Annotated in this window: 16 protein-coding genes; 7 read left to right on the top strand and 9 right to left on the bottom strand. The window is 62.0% G+C overall.

Annotation, left to right across the window (positions count from 1 at the left end):
* Positions 1 to 2 precede the first annotated feature (2 nt).
* The 5 genes from nuoC to ACTYOL_RS10090 all read right to left on the bottom strand — a co-directional run bounded on the left by nuoC (position 3) and on the right by ACTYOL_RS10090 (position 6,228).
* Positions 3 to 1,784 (bottom strand): NADH-quinone oxidoreductase subunit C/D, encoded by a 1,782-nt coding sequence (gene nuoC, locus ACTYOL_RS10070; RefSeq protein ID WP_054892703.1) that lies wholly within the window; start codon positions 1,782 to 1,784, stop codon positions 3 to 5.
* A 79-nt stretch (positions 1,785 to 1,863) separates the two neighbouring features.
* Positions 1,864 to 2,541 carry a NuoB/complex I 20 kDa subunit family protein gene (locus tag ACTYOL_RS10075; RefSeq protein WP_029614113.1) on the bottom strand — a complete coding sequence of 226 codons (678 nt, stop codon included), beginning with the start codon at positions 2,539 to 2,541 and terminating at the stop codon, positions 1,864 to 1,866.
* Positions 2,542 to 2,551: 10 nt separating this feature from the next.
* Positions 2,552 to 2,965 carry an NADH-quinone oxidoreductase subunit A gene (locus ACTYOL_RS10080; protein WP_003251427.1) on the bottom strand — a complete coding sequence of 138 codons (414 nt, stop codon included), beginning with the start codon at positions 2,963 to 2,965 and terminating at the stop codon, positions 2,552 to 2,554.
* A 707-nt stretch (positions 2,966 to 3,672) separates the two neighbouring features.
* The gene (gene aceA / locus ACTYOL_RS10085; RefSeq protein ID WP_054892704.1) at positions 3,673 to 4,998 is read right to left on the bottom strand and encodes an isocitrate lyase; all 1,326 of its coding nucleotides are present in this window, start codon (positions 4,996 to 4,998) and stop codon (positions 3,673 to 3,675) included.
* Between the two features lie 495 nt (positions 4,999 to 5,493).
* Positions 5,494 to 6,228: a secretin N-terminal domain-containing protein gene (locus tag ACTYOL_RS10090; protein WP_153773030.1), complete on the bottom strand. Its 735-nt coding sequence runs from the start codon at positions 6,226 to 6,228 to the stop codon at positions 5,494 to 5,496.
* 181 nt (positions 6,229 to 6,409) lie between these two features.
* On the opposite strand from ACTYOL_RS10090, the gene ACTYOL_RS10095 reads away from it, so the two are divergent.
* Both ACTYOL_RS10095 and ACTYOL_RS10100 read left to right on the top strand, forming a co-directional pair.
* Entirely contained in the window at positions 6,410 to 8,119 is a 1,710-nt protein-coding gene (locus ACTYOL_RS10095; RefSeq protein ID WP_444757851.1) for a S8/S53 family peptidase, read from the top strand.
* 133 nt (positions 8,120 to 8,252) lie between these two features.
* Positions 8,253 to 9,695, top strand: coding sequence for a SulP family inorganic anion transporter (locus ACTYOL_RS10100; protein WP_153773032.1), 1,443 nt, complete (start codon positions 8,253 to 8,255; stop codon positions 9,693 to 9,695).
* Between the two features lie 66 nt (positions 9,696 to 9,761).
* Here ACTYOL_RS10100 and fusA read toward each other — a convergent pair whose 3' ends face one another.
* Positions 9,762 to 11,873 (bottom strand): elongation factor G, encoded by a 2,112-nt coding sequence (gene fusA, locus ACTYOL_RS10105; RefSeq protein ID WP_054892708.1) that lies wholly within the window; start codon positions 11,871 to 11,873, stop codon positions 9,762 to 9,764.
* Between the two features lie 71 nt (positions 11,874 to 11,944).
* Positions 11,945 to 12,373, bottom strand: a complete 429-nt coding sequence (locus tag ACTYOL_RS10110) for a hypothetical protein (protein WP_200603747.1) — start codon at positions 12,371 to 12,373, stop codon at positions 11,945 to 11,947.
* A gap of 206 nt (positions 12,374 to 12,579) precedes the next feature.
* Between ACTYOL_RS10110 and ACTYOL_RS10115 the strand changes: the two genes are divergently transcribed.
* Positions 12,580 to 12,882: a hypothetical protein gene (locus ACTYOL_RS10115; protein ID WP_151923980.1), complete on the top strand. Its 303-nt coding sequence runs from the start codon at positions 12,580 to 12,582 to the stop codon at positions 12,880 to 12,882.
* Positions 12,883 to 12,885: 3 nt separating this feature from the next.
* Here ACTYOL_RS10115 and ACTYOL_RS10120 read toward each other — a convergent pair whose 3' ends face one another.
* A complete protein-coding gene (locus ACTYOL_RS10120; protein WP_200603748.1) occupies positions 12,886 to 14,136 on the bottom strand; it encodes a 2-aminoadipate transaminase in 1,251 nt (416 codons plus the stop codon).
* A gap of 110 nt (positions 14,137 to 14,246) precedes the next feature.
* Positions 14,247 to 15,143 (bottom strand): transcriptional regulator GcvA, encoded by an 897-nt coding sequence (gene gcvA, locus ACTYOL_RS10125; protein WP_063544338.1) that lies wholly within the window; start codon positions 15,141 to 15,143, stop codon positions 14,247 to 14,249.
* Positions 15,144 to 15,432: 289 nt separating this feature from the next.
* Between gcvA and ACTYOL_RS10130 the strand changes: the two genes are divergently transcribed.
* The 4 genes from ACTYOL_RS10130 (at position 15,433) to ACTYOL_RS10145 (ending at position 18,895) form a co-directional block, all read left to right on the top strand.
* Positions 15,433 to 16,818, top strand: a complete 1,386-nt coding sequence (locus ACTYOL_RS10130; protein ID WP_112897967.1) for an amino acid permease — start codon at positions 15,433 to 15,435, stop codon at positions 16,816 to 16,818.
* A 105-nt stretch (positions 16,819 to 16,923) separates the two neighbouring features.
* Positions 16,924 to 17,421, top strand: a complete 498-nt coding sequence (locus ACTYOL_RS10135; protein WP_063544342.1) for a PaaI family thioesterase — start codon at positions 16,924 to 16,926, stop codon at positions 17,419 to 17,421.
* Between the two features lie 299 nt (positions 17,422 to 17,720).
* The gene (locus tag ACTYOL_RS10140) at positions 17,721 to 18,110 is read left to right on the top strand and encodes a DUF4398 domain-containing protein (RefSeq protein WP_063544344.1); all 390 of its coding nucleotides are present in this window, start codon (positions 17,721 to 17,723) and stop codon (positions 18,108 to 18,110) included.
* An 11-nt stretch (positions 18,111 to 18,121) separates the two neighbouring features.
* Positions 18,122 to 18,895 carry an OmpA family protein gene (locus ACTYOL_RS10145; protein ID WP_153773036.1) on the top strand — a complete coding sequence of 258 codons (774 nt, stop codon included), beginning with the start codon at positions 18,122 to 18,124 and terminating at the stop codon, positions 18,893 to 18,895.
* Positions 18,896 to 18,931: the final 36 nt, after the last annotated feature.

The raw sequence follows: 18,931 nt of genomic DNA on the forward strand, positions 1-18,931 counted from the left end.
GCTTAGCGGTCCACGTCAGCCATAACGAAGTCGATACTGCCCAGGTACGCGATCAGGTCCGCGACCATGCTGCCCTTGATCACCGAAGGGATCTGCTGCAGGTGCGGGTAGCTCGGGGTACGGATCCGGGTGCGGTAGCTCATGGTGCCGCCATCGCTCGTCAGGTAGTAACTGTTGATGCCCTTGGTCGCCTCGATCATCTGGAACGACTCGTTGGCCGGCATGACCGGGCCCCACGAGACTTGCAGGAAGTGGGTGATCAGGGTCTCGATGTGCTGCAGGGTGCGCTCTTTCGGTGGCGGCGTGGTCAGCGGGTGATCCGCCTTGTACGGGCCTTCCGGCATGTTGCGCAGGCACTGGTCGATGATGCGGATACTCTGGCGCATCTCCTCGACACGGACCATGCAGCGATCATAGGCATCGCCGTTGTGGGCCAGCGGTACTTCGAACTCGAAGTTCTCGTAGCCGGAGTAGGGACGGGCTTTGCGCAGGTCGAAGTCGCAACCGGTGGCGCGCAGGCCGGCACCGGTGGTACCCCACTCCAGCGCTTCCTTGGTGTTGTATGCGGCAACGCCGATGGTACGGCCCTTGAGGATGCTGTTCTGCAAGGCGGCCTTGGTGTATTCGTCCAGGCGCTTGGGCAGCCATTCGACGAAATCCTTGACCAGCTTGTCCCAGCCGCGTGGCAGGTCGTGGGCAACGCCGCCGATGCGGTACCAGGCCGGGTGCAGACGGAAACCGGTGATCGCCTCGATCACGGTGTAGGCGCGCTGGCGGTCGGTGAAGGTGAAGAACACCGGGGTCATGGCGCCGACGTCCTGGATATAGGTACCCAGGAACAGCAGGTGGCTGGTGATCCGGAAGAACTCGGCGAGCATGATGCGAATCACGTCGACTTTCTGCGGCACCTGGATACCGGCCAGCTTCTCGACCGCGAGGACGTACGGCAGGTTGTTCATTACCCCACCGAGGTAGTCGATACGGTCGGTATAGGGGATGAAGCTGTGCCAGGACTGACGCTCGGCCATCTTCTCGGCACCACGGTGGTGGTAGCCGATGTCCGGGACGCAGTCGACGATCTCTTCGCCGTCCAACTGCAGGACGATACGGAAGGCACCGTGGGCAGAAGGGTGGTTGGGGCCGAGGTTGAGGAACATGTAGTCCTCGTTGGCGCCCTGGCGTTTCATGCCCCAGGCCTCGGGGTTGAAGCGCGCCGATTCCTCTTCAAGCTGCTGCTTGGCGAGCGTGAGGCTGTAGGGATCGAATTCGGTGGCGCGGGCAGGATAGTCCTTGCGCAGCGGGTGACCTTCCCAGGTCGGCGGCATCATGATCCGGCTGAGGTGCGGGTGGCCGGCAAAGTCGATGCCGAACATGTCCCAGACTTCGCGTTCGTACCAGTTGGCGTTCGGCCAGATACCGGTCACGGTCGGCAGGTTCAGGTCGCCCTCGCTGAGCGACACCTTGATCATCACGTCGCTGTTACGCTCGACCGACAACAGGTGGTAGAACACGCTGAAGTCGGCGGCAGGCAGGCCGCGGCGTTGGGTGCGCAGGCGCTCGTCGACGCCATGCAGGTCGTACAGCATGCTGTAGGGCTTGGCCACGCCACGCAGGAAGCTGAGCACTTCCTTGAGCTGGGCGCGCTTGACCCACAGTACGGGCATGCCGGTGCGGGTTTCCTGGGCGACGAATGCTTCGGCGCCAAAGCGGTTGTTCAGTTCGACGACCACATCTTGGTCGTCAGCCTTGTAGGGCGGAATGAAAATAGCGGTGTCCGCTGTCATGGTCTCGGTCGCTTTGGGTCAACGTTGAGAATGAAGCCAGGCCGCCGGCTCCTTGGGGAGCGGGCGGCAGGTCGCTGGATCAGACTTCGTCGGGGCTGCGCAGATTGGTTACCGCAATGCGCTGTTCACGACGCAGGTCTTTCTGGGCAGGCATCTCGGCACGATAAATACCTTGATCACCAACCACCCAGGAGAGCGGGCGTCGTTCTTGGCCGATCGATTCCTGCAACAGCATCAAACCTTGCAGGAAAGCCTCGGGGCGCGGCGGGCAGCCAGGCACATAGACGTCCACGGGGAGGAACTTGTCGACCCCCTGAACGACCGAGTAGATGTCGTACATGCCACCGGAGTTGGCGCACGAACCCATGGAGATGACCCACTTGGGCTCGAGCATCTGCTCGTAGAGGCGCTGGATGATCGGCGCCATTTTGACGAAGCAGGTACCGGCGATGACCATGAAGTCGGCCTGGCGCGGCGAGGCCCGGATGACTTCGGCGCCGAAGCGGGCGATGTCGTGGGGTGCCGTGAAGGCCGTGGTCATTTCCACGTAGCAGCAGGACAGGCCGAAGTTGTACGGCCAGAGGGAGTTCTTGCGACCCCAGTTGACCGCGCCACGCAGCACATCTTCGAGTTTCCCCATGTAGATGTTCTTGTGGACCTGGTCTTCGAGCAGTTGGTCGGTGACGGTTTCCCGATCACCTACCGGGTACTGCTCGTTGGGCGCATCCGGATCGATTCTGGTGAGATTGTATTGCATTGCCAAAGCCTCATTGTTTCAGCTTCGCTTGCCGCTTGCGGCGACCTTCGGGAGCCCAATCAAGAGCACCGACGCGCCATAGGTAGACAAGACCTGCCAACAGAATTGCTATGAAAACGAGAGCTTCGACGAATCCGGTCCAGCCGCTTTCGCGGACGGACACAGACCATGCAAAGAGAAAGAGGGCTTCGATATCGAAGATCACGAACAGCATCGCGACCAGATAGAATTTGGCGGACAGGCGCAGGCGGGCGCTGCCAACGGGCAGCATGCCGGATTCGAAGGGTTCGTTCTTGGCGCGGCCCCAGGCCTTGCTGCCGAGCAGGCTGGACAGGCCGAGCATGAAGGCACACAGGCCGACGACACCCAGGAGGAAGATGGCAAAGCCCCAGTTGTGGGCGATGAGTCCTGCCGAATCGGACATGCTTGAAATCCTTATACAGAGACCCAGCTCTGCAGTCTGAAATAAGTAGAGCGGCGACGCGGTGTCGCTGATGCAGTGACCAAATGTCGCAGCTGAATCAATCGCGCTGATTTTATGGGTAAACCCACGGCAAGTAAAATTTCCAGTGCAAAATTATTCGTAGGATTAAGAACAAAAATCTTTCGTAAATCGCTGAAAGCCTTGATTTTCGGGCATTCCAATCAGATTTGTTAATTATGTTTCTTGGTTGGCGTAACGAGTCTTCAATTTAATAATGATAATTAATATCATTTGGCTGAGCCGCTGTTTGCCGAGCCATCTGATACCTGTCTAGTTCAATTCGCAATCTTGTCACTTGCAAATGAGAAAAACTCTCGTTCTAGCAGTTGCAGCGTTTTCGTGTACCGCTCTGGGTCAATGTTTCGGCGAATGACGGGGCGGCGGGGGCGGGCGGCAATGGCAAGGAAGCGCAATCGAGCAAGCCGGGTACGGGCTGTGCTTCTTTATATAGGGGGCATCCAGGCGTTGGCTTGGACGAGGCATGTGGCAGTCCTTGCTTGCTGTGCTGCCTCAAGCATAGACCTGATCTCGGGGTTTGCCTCGTCGTCAGGACATCAGGCGCCTGCAGGGGCAGGCAGTGGTGGGGCAGCAGGCAAAAGAAAGCCCGGGGCTTTCTCAAGCCCCGGGCCTCTGTCAGCAATCCACTATCAGTGGAACTGCTCTTCCTCGGTCGAACCGGTCAGTGCCGTCACCGACGAAGCGCCACCCTGGATCACGGTGGTCATGTCGTCGAAATAGCCGGTGCCCACTTCCTGCTGGTGCGCCACGAAGGTGTAGCCCTTGCTGGCGTCGGCGAATTCCTGCTCCTGCAGTTTCACGTAGGCGGTCATGTCGTTGCGGGCGTAGTCGTGCGCCAGGTTGAACATGCCGTGCCACATGTTGTGGATGCCGGCCAGGGTAATGAACTGGTGCTTGTAGCCCATCGCCGACAGTTCGCGCTGGAACTTGGCGATGGTGGCATCGTCCAGGTTCTTCTTCCAGTTGAAGGATGGCGAGCAGTTGTACGACAGCAGTTGGTCCGGGTACTCCTTCTTGATCGCTTCGGCGAAGCGACGGGCTTCGTCCAGGTCCGGCTTGGCGGTTTCACACCAGATCAGGTCGGCGTACGGGGCGTAGGCCAGGCCGCGGGCGATGGCCTGGTCGAGGCCGGCACGTACCTTGTAGAAGCCTTCACGGGTACGCTCGCCGATCACGAACGGCTGGTCGTAAGGGTCGCAGTCGCTGGTCAGCAGGTCGGCAGCGTTGGCGTCAGTGCGAGCGAGGATGATGGTCGGTACGCCCGCAACGTCAGCGGCCAGACGCGCGGCCACCAGCTTCTGTACGGCTTCCTGAGTTGGCACCAGTACCTTGCCACCCATGTGGCCGCATTTTTTCACCGAGGCCAGCTGGTCTTCGAAGTGCACGCCAGCGGCGCCTGCCTCGATCATGTTCTTCATCAGCTCGTAGGCGTTCAGCACGCCGCCGAAACCGGCTTCGGCGTCAGCCACGATCGGTGCGAAGTAGTCGATGTAGCCATCGTCGCCCGGGTTCTTGCCAGCTTTCCACTGGATCTGGTCGGCGCGGCGGAAGGCGTTGTTGATGCGCTTGACCACGGTCGGTACCGAGTCGACCGGGTACAGCGACTGGTCAGGGTACATGGACTCTGCCGAGTTGTTGTCGGCGGCTACCTGCCAGCCGGACAGGTAGATGGCCTGAATGCCGGCTTTTACCTGCTGCACGGCCTGGCCGCCGGTGAGGGCGCCCATGCAGTTGACGAAATCTTTTTCGGGCCGGAAGGACGGGTGGGCACCTTGGGTGACCAGCTTCCACAGTTTTTCTGCGCCTTGACGAGCAAAAGTGTGCTCCGGCTGCAGGGAGCCACGCAGGCGAACGACATCGGCGGCGGTGTAGGTACGGGTCACGCCTTTCCAGCGCGGGTTTTCGGCCCAGTCTTTCTCGAGGGCTGCAATTTGCTGTTCGCGTGTCAGTGCCATGGAAATAAACCTCGTCGCATCGATCTTGAGTGTAGTTGTGCGGATGCTCAGGGCGCGGAATCAGAGGCCTGGCGGCTGTCCTGTCCGGGGGAGTGCGGCGGCGAACGGGGAAGGCTCGAAGGGGAAGGGGGTGCAGTTCAGGCGAAAGTGTCCCCAGCAGGTTGGCTCGTGGATGCCTTGCTGCGGTGCGACGTCGATTGCCGGTTCTGCGGTGATGCGCTTCCGTCCCTCGGGACAACTTCTTCGTTGCAGTCGCAATCCCGTCGAACCGCCTTGTGGGCCGTATAGACACAGGACGCCTCCAGGGGTGTCGGGAGGGCGTCCCGAAGGCCCTTGCCAGGGCCCCTGATTAGCGGGAGCGAGGCCATCATGCCCTTGGCGAAAAGAGCCTGTCAAATGTTTTGTAGTGCTTTTTTTGGCTTACTACATCTTTGGTCTAATGCGACTCTGCAGTCAGTTTCAAGGCCCTTGGTCGAGGCCTTGAACGGCCTGGGATCAGTCGAGAAGGTCGACTTTGACGCGTAGCGTCATGTTTTCACCGCGCTGGGTGCTGTAAGTAAGGGCCGAAGGACTATTGTCGGCCTGACTCTGCTGGTTGTACCCCGCCAGGGTGATCCACTCGCCGAGCCTTCCAGAGACAGTTGTGTCGGTACTCTGCACCTTCACTACATCCTGGCGTTCCTGGCTCATTCGATCATTATTGGTGCTGATTTGCAGACGAACCGTTTCACCGCTGACGCTCGGCGTGACGTAGAAACCCTGGGTCACATTGCGGTATTGGGTGTCGCTCTGGATGCGTCCATAACCATCGGTCGAGGTGCTGGTGATGGGGATGCTCTGGCCGATCTGGATCAGCGCCGGCTGGCCTTCGCTGGCCTGGATCTGCTGCAGGCCGCCTTCGCGGTTGCTGGTGCCGTACTGGATGACCCGGGCGTTGCCGCGGTTGTCCTGGTAGTTGCTGTCGTTGTTATCGACGCTGATCAGCAGGCGTTTGGGCGCAGTGTCCAACTGCTGTAGCAAGGCGCGCAGGTCGTCGATGCGTTCCGGGCTGGCATTGACGATCAATTTGTTCTCGAAGGCGCTGACGGTTCCGTCCTTTCCAAGAAAGGACTGGGCGGTCGGCAACAGCTCGGCGCTGCTGCGGTGCTGCAGCGGCACGACTTCGGTGGCCGCCTGCGCGGTGAGGCTGGCCGCCAGCAGCAGGGCGGTGACAAGGGGGCGTAGCGGCATGTTGGTGGTCTCCGCAGGTTGAATAGACATGATGGCAAATTTGCCAGCATTGTGCCGTGTCTGGATCACAGGGATTTGAAATTTGCAGTGCGGCTACGGAGCTTTCGCGGGCTATCGTCAACAGCTGAACCATCGCCTGAGCGCTGGGGTCGCAGCAAAAAGACCACGGCAGACCCTCAGCATGAAGCGCTACCTACCTTTGTTGTTGCTTGTTCTTGGACAGAGTGCCATCGCCGAACCGCGCATCCAGCAGTTGCAGCGCTGCGGCGATTTGCTGTCCGAGGCCCCGCAGCACTGGTGCCTGCGCGCGCAAGGTCTGGAGCACCAGGCTCCACAGGTGTGGCTGGGCGACCGGGCCTTGCCTGCCAGTGCCGTGCTGCGCGAGGGCGACAGGCTCGAGTTCACGCTCGACCAGCCCGGTCCGAGCGCTCCTTTGTGGCTGCAGGTCGGCGGGCAGAAAAGCAATCCGGTCTGGCTCACTCGCCAGCGCAGCCATGTGGTCGCCGCAGGCCCGCACGAGGTGGCCAGGAACATGGACGGCCTGACCACCTACCTCGACCTGGTCAGCCTGCTGATCGAGGAAAAGCACAACGGGCGCGAGGAGGCGCAACGTATCGCCGACAAATATGGTGCGCAGGTGGTGGGGGCGATCCCGCCGTTGAACGTCTACCAACTGCGCCTGCCGGTACGTGATCTTGTACAGCGCGATGCGATGATCCTGCGCATGGGCAGCGAGCTCAGCGTGGACGCGGTGATCGTCGAAGAGTCGGCGCCGGAGCGAGGTGAGGAAGGCGAGGGCGGCAAGGCTACGGTCATCGACCAGGCCGATGAGTGGGCGGCCAATCGTTTCACGGATGCCCTGTACTACTACCAGCGCCGGGTCCCGGCCTCGAACGTGCCTGTACAGCCGATACGTGTGGGCGTGATCGAGCGCGAGCTGGATTTCGACGCTGCGCCCTTTCAGGCTTATCGCGGCGCCTGCGTGCCAAGACAGGCCTGCCTTTATGGCCGCGACGGCGCACGTGCGCAGAGCCACGGCAGCCACGTCGCCGGTATCCTGGCCGGGCATGGGGAGGGGGTGGCAGGTGGCTTTCTCAGCGGCCTGGGCAAGGCCAGCCCCGGGTTCGAGGTGATCGTCGAGCGCAACTCGGATGCAGGTATCACCGCCAACATCGCCGCGTCGGTCAACCTGGTCGAGGACGGCGTACGGGTGCTCAACTGGAGTTGGGGTATCCACCGCGTCGGCGCCAGAAGCGTGGAGGGCGACGAGGTCGATTCGCTGGTGCGCTCGGGGTTGGCCATGAGTGGCTACGAGGAGTTGCTCGAGGAATTCTTCCTGTGGCTGCGCAGCGAGCACCCGGATGTGGTGGTGGTCAATTCCGCGGGCAATGGCTCGTCATGGTCTGGCACCGATGAATACCGTTTGCCATCGTCGTTCGTGACCGAGCAATTGCTGGTGGTGGGCGGGCATCAACGCAGCGAGCGCGACACCGCGGTTGACGATCCGCAACATGTGGTCAAGCGCCGCAGCTCCAACGTCGACATGCGTGTGGATGTCAGTGCAGCAGCCTGCCTGCAACCTGCCGATGCTGGCAAGCCGCACTGCGGTACGTCCTATGCAACGCCATTGGTGGCCTCGACGGTGGCGGCGATGTTGTCGATCAATCCGCAGCTTACGCCCGAGCAGGTGCGTATGTTGCTGCGCCGCAGTGCCCTGACCATGGGCTCTGAACAGGACTTCGAGGCGATGGATGCCGAGGACCTGACTGCGCCGATCCTGCCGTCGGAGCGCAATGGTCGTCTCAATGACCCGGACCTGGGCCGCTCGGCACGGCTGGACATGCAGCGCGCGCTGGATCTCGCGGTGCAGAGCCGGGAGCGTGTGCGCTGAGCAGAGCGGCGGTGGCCGCTGTCAGACAAATTCCGTAACATCGCGCCCCTCGATTTTGCTTCCGCTCGTGTGATTGGGGTCACCCAGTGCACCCGCGCGCTGTCGCCCAGACTGGACACTTCACAGGATCTACATGAAACCCGCCCGACTTCGCGCCGACGTCCTCGCTGGCCTGACCACTTCCTTCGCCCTGGTGCCCGAGTGCATCGCCTTCGCCCTGGTGGCGCACCTCAATCCGCTGATGGGGCTCTACGGTGCCTTCATCATTTGCACGCTGACCGCGTTGTTCGGCGGTCGCCCAGGGATGATCTCCGGCGCCGCCGGGTCGATGGCGGTGGTGATCGTCGCCCTGGTCGTGCAGCACGGTGCCCAGTATCTGCTGGCCACGGTGCTGCTTGGCGGGATCGTGATGATCCTGTTCGGCGTGCTGCGCCTTGGCAAGCTGGTGCGTCTGGTGCCTTACCCGGTGATGCTTGGCTTCGTCAATGGCCTGGCCATCGTCATCGCCATGGCCCAGCTCGAGCATTTCAAGGACGGCGAACACTGGCTCGGCGGGAAGCCGCTGCTGCTGATGGTCGGCCTGGTAGCCCTGACGATGCTGGTGGTCTACGTACTGCCGAAGCTGACGCGCGCGGTGCCGCCAGCGCTGGTGGCGATTGTCGGTGTGGGCCTGCTGGTCTACCTGCTCGAGCTGCCGACCCGCACCCTCGGCGACATGGCGCACATCGCCGGCGGCCTGCCGCAACTGGCCTGGCCGGAGGTGCCCTGGAACCTTGAGACGCTGAAGATCATCGCCCCCTATGCGCTGGTGATGGCCATGGTCGGTCTGCTGGAAACCCTGCTGACCCTCAATCTCACCGATGAGATTACCGAGAGCCGCGGTTTCCCTGACCGCGAATGTGTGGCCCTGGGCGCGGCCAACATGGTGTCGGGGCTGTGCGGTGGCATGGGCGGCTGCGCGATGATCGGCCAGACCGTGATCAACCTCAGTTCCAATGGCCGCGGTCGGCTATCGGGCGTGGTGGCGGGAGTGATGATCCTGCTGTTCGTGTTGTTCCTGTCGCCGCTGATCGAGCGTATTCCGCTGGCGGCACTGGTCGGGGTGATGTTCGTCGTGGCGCAGCAGACCTTCGCCTGGGCGTCGCTGCGAGTACTGCACAAGGTGCCGAAAAGCGATGTGTTGGCGATCATTGCCGTGACGGTGGTCACGGTACTGACGGACCTGGCCGCCGCGGTGCTGTTCGGGATCGTCATCGCGGCCATCAACTTCGCCTGGCAGCATGCTCGTGAGCTGTATGCCGATAGCCACGAGGATGGCCAGGGCGGCAAGATTTACCAGGTGCATGGCACCTTGTTCTTTGCCTCGACCACACCGTTTCTCGAGCAGTTCGATCCGGCGCAGGATCCGCAGAGCGTGACGCTGGACTGCAAGCACCTGAGCTTCGTCGACTACTCGGCGATCGCCGCGTTGAAGACCCTGCGCGAGCGGTATTCCCGCGCGGGCAAGCACCTGCGCGTGGTGCATCTGTCGGAGCGGTGCAAGAAGCTGTTGCGGCGGGCAGGCGAGCAGCATTGAGGTTCCGAGTCGGCGGGGTCGACGCCATCGCGGAGCAATCGGGGCCCCGCGATGAGCTCGCCAGGGCTATTCCCCCCGGTTCTTCTTCACGATGCCATCGGCGATACTCGCCGGCGCCTCTGCATAGCGCGTGAACTCCATTGAGAAGCTGGCCCGGCCTTGGGTCATCGAGCGCATCGAGGTGGCGTAGCCGAACATCTCGCCCAGCGGCACCTCGGCGCGAATCACCTTGCCGGCGGGCGTCTCGTCACCATCCTGGATCATCCCGCGGCGACGGCTCAGGTCGCCCAGGATGTCGCCCTGGTACTCTTCGGGCGTTACCACCTCGACCTTCATCACCGGCTCCAGCAACACCGCGCCGCCTTTTTGAGACAGCTGCTTGGTCGCCATGGATGCGGCGATCTTGTAGGCCATTTCGTTGGAGTCGACGTCGTGGTAGGAGCCGTCGAACACTGCGGCCTTGAGGTTGATCAGCGGATACCCGGCGAGCACGCCGTTCTTCATCTGTTCCTCGATGCCTTTCTGGATCGCCGGGATGTACTCGCGTGGCACCACGCCGCCGACGATCTCATTGATGAACTCCAGGCCTTCCTTGCCTTCGTCGCCCGGGGCGAAGCGGATCCAGCAATGGCCATACTGACCGCGTCCGCCAGACTGTCGGACGAAGCGGCCTTCGATCTCGCAGGTGTTGCGGATTTTTTCGCGGTAGGCGACCTGTGGTTTGCCGATGTTGGCTTCGACGTTGAACTCCCGGCGCATGCGGTCGACGATGATGTCCAGGTGCAGCTCGCCCATGCCCGAGATGATGGTCTGCCCGGTCTCTTCGTCGGTGCGCACGCGGAACGAGGGGTCTTCCTGGGCGAGCTTGCCCAGGGCGATCCCCATCTTCTCCTGGTCGGCCTTGGTTTTCGGCTCGACCGCGACCGAGATCACCGGGTCCGGGAAGTCCATGCGCTCGAGGATGATCGGCTTGTCGATGTCGCACAGGGTGTCGCCGGTGGTCACGTCCTTCATGCCGATCAGCGCGGCGATGTCGCCCGCGCACACGTCTTTGATTTCGGCACGCTGGTTGGCGTGCATCTGGACCATGCGGCCGATGCGTTCCTTCTTGCCCTTGACCGAGTTGAGCACCGCATTGCCGGAACTGAGCACGCCGGAGTAGACGCGAGCGAAGGTCAGGGTGCCGACGAAGGGGTCGGTGGCGATCTTGAAGGCGAGTGCGGAGAACGGTTCCTTGTCGTCGGCATGGCGCTCGAGGTGCTTTTCCTCGTCGTCCGGGTCGGTGCCCTTGATTGCAGGGATTTCGCTGGGGGCGGGGAGGTAGTCGATCACAGCGTCCAGCATCAGTGGCACGCCCTTGTTCTTGAACGAGGAGCCAAGAATGGTCGGTACGATCTCGTTGGCGATGGTGCGTTGGCGCAGGGCGGCCTTGATCTCGTCGATGCTCAGCTCTTCGCCTTCAAGAAACTTGAGGGTCAGTTCGTCATTGGCTTCGGCCGCGGCCTCGACCATGTGCGCGCGCCATTCGTCGGCCAGGGCCTGCAGTTCGGCGGGAATCGGTTCTTCGCGGTAGCTGGTGCCCTGGTCGGCGTCGTTCCAGTAGATGGCCTTCATCTTCACCAGGTCGATCTGGCCGATGAAGTTTTCTTCGCTGCCGATGGCCAGCTGGATGGGCACCGGGTGGTGGCCCAGACGCTGGTCGATCTGCTTCACCACGCGCAGGAAGTCTGCCCCCTGGCGATCCATCTTGTTGATGTAGGCCAAGCGTGGCACGTGGTACTTGTTGGCCTGGCGCCACACCGTCTCGGACTGCGGCTCGACCCCGTCGGCGCCGCTGAACACCACCACCGCGCCATCGAGCACGCGCAGCGAGCGCTCCACCTCGATGGTGAAGTCGACGTGGCCGGGCGTATCGATGATGTTGAAACGGTACTTGTCGGCGAACTGCTTGGTTGAGCCTTGCCAGAACGCCGTGGTCGCCGCCGAGGTGATGGTGATGCCGCGCTCCTGCTCCTGGGCCATCCAGTCCATGGTCGCGGCGCCATCGTGGACCTCGCCCATCTTGTGGTTGACCCCGGTGTAGAACAGGATGCGTTCCGTTGTGGTGGTCTTGCCGGCATCGACGTGGGCGACGATGCCGATATTGCGGTACAGCTCGATGGGGGTTGTGCGGGCCATGGCAGGTCACCTGCAGGTGAGGATTCTCCCACGGTAGCAGACCGGGAGAATCCTGCTGCGCCGCCGGGCTGTCAGTCGGCCTGGGCTTGCAGTATCCAAGTGCCATCGACCTCGCGCGCCAGGCCGCTGGCCGGGAGCAGGGCCAGCAGCCGCTCATGCAGGTTCGTTTCGGTGAAAGTGCGCAGGGTGTTCAGATCGAGCTGGCCGAGCAGAGGCAGGTCGTTCTTGGTGTATGACAGCCAGGCTTTTTTCAAGGCTTGCAGCACATCGCTGCCTGCGGTGTTGGCGAAGCGCCGATGCATCGGGCGGCCATCGAACTCGAAGGTGTGGCGGTGGCTGTAGCTGCTTTCGTCGCCGTTCAGCTCGACGCAGCGATGACAGCGGCAGCCGCCGTCGCCGAAGGCGTTGCGCAGGTAGGTGTTGAAGTCCACGACGGGCTTGAGGGTCAGGCGTTTGTCGACCTCGAACAGGTCGGCGATCAGGGGTTCTTCGGCGCTCACGTGGTGTCCTCCTCTGGTATGGCGTGCATCGCCCGGCACCCTAACAGATCGACGGGGCCAGATCACCTGTTGCAGGCCGGCGCGTCGCAGGCGAGTCCACCGCGCTTCGTCGCTGCGGTTGACCCGCGAACAGGCCATTAGAGACAACAGGGATCACCTGCCGTACTCTACGCGCCCATACGACCATCCTGCCGAGGTAACCCCGCTTGAGCACCAAGTACCCCTACACCGCCACCGTGACCGTCAGCGCCGAAGACCGCGGAGGCGATACCGAAGCCTCGGAAAACCCAGGCATGCGAGTTGGTCTTGAGGCGGTGACCGAAACGCTGAAGAAGGTGCATTTCGTCGGTACGCTCGCGGCTCCTGAAAAACAGGCCACGCACATCTGTGTCACGCTAGAGAACGGCCTGACCTATTACGGCCCGATCGTCAACGGCCATGCCGAGCTCGAAGGCGGCTGGATCGCCTTCGAATCCGACATGCTTACGCCAGAAGAACTGGGGCTCTGAGTCTCAGCCCAGTGCGGCCAGGCACTGCTCGAGGATATCCAGCCCTTCCTCGAGTACATCCTCCTCGATGGTCAGCGGTGCCAGCAGGCGAATGATGTGGCGGGCCTTGCCACTGGGCATCAGCAGCAACCCCTTGGCTCGTGCAGCGTCCATTACCTTGGCCAGTTGCGCAGGCGCCGGGCTGCCGTCGGGGTTGACGAATTCGATCCCTCGCATCGCGCCAACGCCGGTCAGGCGCCCCAGGTAACGGCACAGGCCACTGGCCTTCCAGTGTTCGAAGCGTCTCACGATGGCCTGCTCCTGGCGCTCGCCCCAGGTGGCGAGGTTCTCGTCGCTCATCTGCGCCAGGCTGGCCAGGGCCGCGGCACAGGCGATGGGATTACCCGAATAGGTGCCGCCAAGCCCGCCCTTGGGCAGGGCATCCAGCAGTTCACGTCGGCCGACCACTGCACCCAGCGGCATGCCGCCGGCGATGCTCTTGGCCAGCAACAGAAGATCCGGTTCGATGCCCAGGCGTGGGAAGGCGAAGCGCTGGCCGGTACGTCCGAAACCGGACTGGATCTCGTCGATGATGATGAGAATGCCATGCTGGTCGCAGAAGCGGCGCAGGGCTTGGGCGAAGGTGGGGTCCAGCGCGAGGAAGCCGCCTTCGCCTTGCACCGGTTCGAGGATGAAGGCTGCCACATCCTCGACCGCAAGCTCGACGCTGAACAGCCGTTCCATGGCCTTGAGTGCCTGTTCGCAGGTCACGCCGGTATCGGCACTGGGGTAGGGCAGGTGATAGACCGGCCCCGGCAGCTCACCCACGCGTTGCTTGTAGGGGGCGACCTTGCCGTTGAGGTTGAGGGTGGCCAGGGTGCGGCCATGGAAGCCGCCGTCGAAGGCGATGACGGCGCGCTTGCCGGTGGCGCCACGGGCCACCTTCAACGCGTTCTCTGCGGCTTCGGCGCCGCTGTTGGTGAGCATGCCGGCGAGCGGGTAGTTCACTGGAACGAACCCTCTCAGTTGCTCCATGAGGTCAAGATAAGGCGCATGGGGCGCTGCATTGAAAGCGTAGTGGGTTAGGCGAGCGGCCTGGTGCTGAATGGCCTCAACCACTGCCGGGTTGCAGTGGCCCAGGTTGAGCACGCCGATACCGCCGACGAAGTCGATATAGCGCTTGCCGTCGGTATCCCAGACTTCGGCGTTGCGGCCATGGGAAAGTGTGATCGGGTGAACGATGGCGATGGACTGGCTGATACTTTCCTGATTCATGGACGCACGGAACCTTGTTCGAATTTCTTATTATCCAAGCGCGATGAATGTGTGTTCGGCAAACGAATTATTCGATTGGGATCATTCCTTGGATTCTCGAAGTTCGACTTTTAACCCTCTTCAGCTGCCCGTTCCAGGATCCACTCCACGAAGGCCTTCACCTTGGGCACTTCGGCCGCATGCTCGGCATGGGCCATGAAGTGCCGGCCATTGCTCGCCACCGGATGATTCCACGGCACCACCAGCTTGCCTTCGCTCAGTTCCTCGGCCACCAGATAACGCGGAATCAGGGCAATTCCGCAGCCTGCGATGGCTGCGCGGATGCACAGGTAGAAGGTGTCGAAGCGTGGTCCGTGGTAGCTGTTCTGGCTGTGCAGCCCCAGCCCAAGGAACCACTCGTGCCAGGCTTCGGGCCTCGATGCGCATTGCAGCAGACGGTGCTCGGTCAGCGACTGGGCACTGCCGAACGCATGTGCCTGCAACAGTTGTGGTGCGCACACCGGCACCACCTCCTCGCTGAACAGCTCCAGGCAGGTGGCGCCGGGCCAGGTGCCCTGGCCAAAGAAGAACGCGATATCGACCTTGGCCTGCACGAGGTCGAATGGCTCCAGTTCGTTACGCACGTCCAGGTGGATGCGCGGATGGCGTTCGCCGAAACCTTTGAGGTGTGGCACCAACCAGCGCGCGCCGAAGGTGGGTTGGGTGGCGATGCGCAGGACTTCCGTCTCGTCGCCGTAGCTGAGGATGTAGCGGCTGGAGATGTCGATCTGGGTGAGGATCTTGTTCACTTCGGTGAGGTACAGCGCGCCTGCCGGGGTCAGGTGCAGGCGTCGGCGAATACGCTGGAACAGCGGGTGGGACAACATGTCCTCGAGCTGTGCGACCTGTTTGCTCACCGCGCTCTGGGTGAGGTGCAACTCCTGCGCCGCACGGGTAAAGCTCAGGTGGCGGGCGGCTGCCTCGAAGCATTGCAGGGCGGTGGTGGAGGGCATCAGGCGTTTGGACATGACAGGCGTTACCAGGCAGGAAAAATAAGAAATGCATTCCAAAACGGAATCATGTGTTTCTAAAAGGTCGTTTGTTGAGCCACGCCTATAGATTAATACTGACCTGGATCAACGATTACAACCCGATGGAGAGGCAAGAGAAAAAACACCCCTTACTCCAACTTCCTGTCCTGTGCGCAGTGACAGCGAAAACTGCACAACAACAAGAAACAACAGCACAGACCTACAACAAAATCTGCTCAGACTCATCGCCGCCTTTTGCGGCGGCCGACCCATCAGAGGGTTCCCCATGGCATCGTCACAACAAAAGAAACAGCGTTCGCTGCAGCACGGCCTGACTTCGCGCCAGGTGTCCATGATTTCCATCGCAGGCATCATTGGTGCCGGCCTGTTCATCGGCTCCTCCAACGCCATCGCCACGGCAGGCCCGGCGATCCTCATTTCCTATGCCATGACCGGCCTGCTGGTGCTGCTGGTGATGCGCATGCTTGGCGAAATGGCCATCGCCAACCCCAACAGCGGTTCGTTTTCCACCTACGCCACCGAGGCCATCGGACCTTGGGCCGGTTTCACCATCGGCTGGCTGTACTGGTGGTTCTGGGTATTGATCATCCCGGTCGAGGCGATCGCTGGCGCCGATATCCTCCATGCCTATTTTCCCGATGTGCCGTCCTGGCTATTCGCCTTCCTGATCATGGTGCTGCTGTCGGGGACCAACCTGGTCAGCGTGAAGAACTTCGGCGCCTTCGAGTACTGGTTCGCGTTGATCAAGGTGGTCGCCATTCTCGCCTTCATCATCATTTGCAGCCTGGCACTGTTCGGCGTCTGGCCGTTGGCCAAGGTCTCCGGCGTCAGCCAGCTGTGGGCCAACGGAGGCTTCATGCCCAATGGCTTTGGCACGGTGCTGGGGGGCGTGCTGATCACTATCTTCTCCTTCTTCGGTGCCGAGATCGTCACCATTGCCGCCGATGAAACCGCCAACCCCAAGGAGAAGATCCGTCGTGCCACCAACCTTGTGGTGTATCGCATCGCTATCTTCTACCTGGCGTCGATCTTCCTGGTGGTGTCGCTGGTAGCTTGGAACGATCCGGGGCTCAAGGCCGTGGGCTCGTTCCAGCGCGTGCTGGAGGTGCTCAATGTGCCGGGCGCCAAGCTGGTGGTCGATCTGGTGGTGTTGGTGGCGGTGACCAGTTGCATGAACTCCGGGCTCTACACGGCCTCGCGGATGCTCTATTCGTTGGGCGCTCGCGGTGAGGCGCCGAGCATGACCCGGCGGATTTCCGGGGCTGGTGTGCCGACCGTAGCAGTGATCCTTTCGACGTTGGCGGGTTTCGCCGGCTGCTTCGTCAACTATGTGTTCCCGGGCAAGGTATTCGGTTTCCTGTTGTCGACCACGGGGGCCATCGCCCTGCTGGTGTACCTGGTGATTGCTGTTTCGCAACTGCGCATGCGTGCGCGGGCTGAGCGTGAGGGGACGGAGCTTGCATTGAAGATGTGGTTGTTCCCATGGCTCACCTGGCTGGTGATCGGGACTATCGTACTGGTGCTGGGGTACATGCTGTTCAGCGATGCCTATCGCTACGAAACCCTTATGACGGCCGGGGTTACGGCGGTGATCCTGCTGATTTCCGTGACACGGCGGCGAGAGAGGGCTGGTCGGGTGCAAGTCGTTTGAGGCTTGCGCTCATCCTGTGTTGCCGCTGCAGGTGAGTGCACAAGGAAGGGGGGAGCGCTACCATCTTTCCGCCATCCTTCCCATTCCAACAAGCACAGGAAGCGTATGAACGAGAAAGCACTCTCCCTCCAGCAACTGGCGGCGCCCGAAGGCTCCTGCTATGGCTGCGGTTGTTCCCATCCCAGTGGCCTGCATATCCAGAGCCACTGGGACAGCGACGGCGTGCACCTGCTGTGCCGGCACTCACCTGACAGCGGCTTCATCGGCTGGCCCGGATTGGTCTACGGTGGCCTGCTGGCGATGCTGGTGGACTGCCATTCCAACTGGACCGCAATGGCCTACCACTACCGGGCCGAAGGGCGCGAGCCGGGCAGCTTGCCGCGTATTGACTGTGTCACCGGCACCCTCAGCCTGACCTACCTCAAACCTACGCCCATGGGTGTCGAGTTGCTGCTCAAGGCCAGGGTTGAAGGTGAGGTCGGGCGCAAGAGCCGGGTCATCTGCGAGGTCTGGGCCGGGGACGTGCTGACCGTCCGCGCCGATTCGGTGTTCGTGCGTGTCGACACCGAAAAGCTCAAGCGGCAGGCGCACGAGCGTAGCTGAACCCTAGGGGCGGGTAGCCATCGGCTACCCGATGCAGCTTGCGGGTTGTCGAAAATTACCCGTGGTTGGTTCGGATAGTTCCTATGTGGCGTTCAATATCTGCGGAATAGTCTTGCAAGGCTTTTCCAAGAGACCGTCAAAGATGTTCTACGTTTCTCACTGATTGCTCCCCTCTCGTGGCGGCTGAACCAGCCCGCACCGCGAACATCGACCGTACCCTCTGGACCTTTCGACCATCACCGCGCGAACACGGCGGGAGCCCTGTGTTCGTGTGTCGTCAACTCACGAGGAGTTGTTCAATGCCTGCCCGATTCAATATCAATTTCCTGCCTGCTGCCGGCCTGCTCCTGGCGCTGGGTGGCTGCGCCAGTTCGCTCATGCCCAGCGAGCAGATCGAGCTGACCCGTAGCGCGGTCAACCGGGCGGTCTCTGCCGACGCCACGCAGTACGCGCCGGCGGAGATGCGTGCCGCCCAGGACAAACTCAACGCCATGGAGCGCGCACTGGGTGAGAAGGATGCCGCTCAGGTGAAGATACTCGCCGAGCAGGCCGAGGCCGATGCCCGTTTGGCCGAGCGCAAGGCTGCTGCTCGCAAGACCCAGGCGCAGCTTGACACTGCGCGCCAAGGCATCGAGGTGCTCAAGCAGGAATTGCTCGACGCCCCCCAAGCCATCGCTACCCCCCGCTGAGGAGAACCATCATGTCGAAATTCCATCTGCTGCCGGGTGTATCGGTTGTTGCTCTGATGCTGGCCGGTTGTGGCACCACCCCGGAAAACCCTGGGTTGCTCGAAGCGCGGGAGGCATATTCGGTGCTCCAGGCAAAGCCTGAGTCGAGTCGTGTTGCTGCGCTGGAAACCCGTGAGGCCTTCAGCGCTCTGGGACGAGCCGAGCAAGCTTCGCTCAAGGACCGCAAGAGCGCCGAGGTGACTCAGCTCGCCTATCTGGCCAACCGCAGGATCGAAACTGCCGAGCAGACCATCTTGCTGCGTCAGGCCGAAACTGGCCTGCAGGGCATCGAAGCTCAGCGCACCCTGGCGCGTCTGGATGTGCGGACCGCACAGCTCAAGGCGTTGCAGAGCCTCAATGCCAAACCCAGCGACCGTGGCACGGTCATCACCTTCGGCGATGTTCTGTTCGACACCGGGCGTGCCGAACTGCGTGGCGGCAGCTATCGTAACATTCAGCAACTCGCGCACTACCTGCAGCAAAATCCAGAGCGCAAGGTGTTGATCGAAGGCTTCACCGACTCGACTGGCAGCGATGCCCTCAACCAGCGACTGTCCGAGCAGCGCGCGGCGGCGGTGGCCAATGCCCTGCGTCGCCAAGGCGTGGCCGGCGATCGTATGGTCACTGCCGGCTACGGCAAGGAGTATCCGGTGGCAGGCAATAACGATGCACAGTCGCGCCAGCTCAACCGGCGCGTCGAAGTGGTCATCTCCAACGACGCCCAGCCTGTCCTGCCACGCTATTGATCCAGCGACAAGTGGCGCACCCGTGTGGGCGTCACT

This window comes from Pseudomonas sp. A014, from assembly GCF_052378495.1.
In the GTDB taxonomy this organism is placed as follows: Bacteria; Pseudomonadota; Gammaproteobacteria; order Pseudomonadales; family Pseudomonadaceae; genus Aquipseudomonas; species Aquipseudomonas machongensis.

Bases quoted from the DNA above. Each gene is read 5' to 3' on its own strand.
- ACTYOL_RS10095 (WP_444757851.1), top strand. From the start codon at position 6,410: ATGAAGCGCTACCTACCTTTGTTGTTGCTTGTTCTTGGACAGAGTGCC.
- ACTYOL_RS10145 (WP_153773036.1), top strand. From the start codon at position 18,122: ATGTCGAAATTCCATCTGCTGCCGGGTGTATCGGTTGTTGCTCTGATG.
- aceA (WP_054892704.1), bottom strand. From the start codon at position 4,998: ATGGCACTGACACGCGAACAGCAAATTGCAGCCCTCGAGAAAGACTGG.
- ACTYOL_RS10140 (WP_063544344.1), top strand. From the start codon at position 17,721: ATGCCTGCCCGATTCAATATCAATTTCCTGCCTGCTGCCGGCCTGCTC.
- ACTYOL_RS10075 (WP_029614113.1), bottom strand. From the start codon at position 2,541: ATGCAATACAATCTCACCAGAATCGATCCGGATGCGCCCAACGAGCAG.
- ACTYOL_RS10090 (WP_153773030.1), bottom strand. From the start codon at position 6,228: ATGCCGCTACGCCCCCTTGTCACCGCCCTGCTGCTGGCGGCCAGCCTC.
- nuoC (WP_054892703.1), bottom strand. From the start codon at position 1,784: ATGACAGCGGACACCGCTATTTTCATTCCGCCCTACAAGGCTGACGAC.
- ACTYOL_RS10135 (WP_063544342.1), top strand. From the start codon at position 16,924: ATGAACGAGAAAGCACTCTCCCTCCAGCAACTGGCGGCGCCCGAAGGC.
- ACTYOL_RS10080 (WP_003251427.1), bottom strand. From the start codon at position 2,965: ATGTCCGATTCGGCAGGACTCATCGCCCACAACTGGGGCTTTGCCATC.
- fusA (WP_054892708.1), bottom strand. From the start codon at position 11,873: ATGGCCCGCACAACCCCCATCGAGCTGTACCGCAATATCGGCATCGTC.
- ACTYOL_RS10120 (WP_200603748.1), bottom strand. From the start codon at position 14,136: ATGAATCAGGAAAGTATCAGCCAGTCCATCGCCATCGTTCACCCGATC.
- ACTYOL_RS10130 (WP_112897967.1), top strand. From the start codon at position 15,433: ATGGCATCGTCACAACAAAAGAAACAGCGTTCGCTGCAGCACGGCCTG.
- gcvA (WP_063544338.1), bottom strand. From the start codon at position 15,143: ATGTCCAAACGCCTGATGCCCTCCACCACCGCCCTGCAATGCTTCGAG.
- ACTYOL_RS10100 (WP_153773032.1), top strand. From the start codon at position 8,253: ATGAAACCCGCCCGACTTCGCGCCGACGTCCTCGCTGGCCTGACCACT.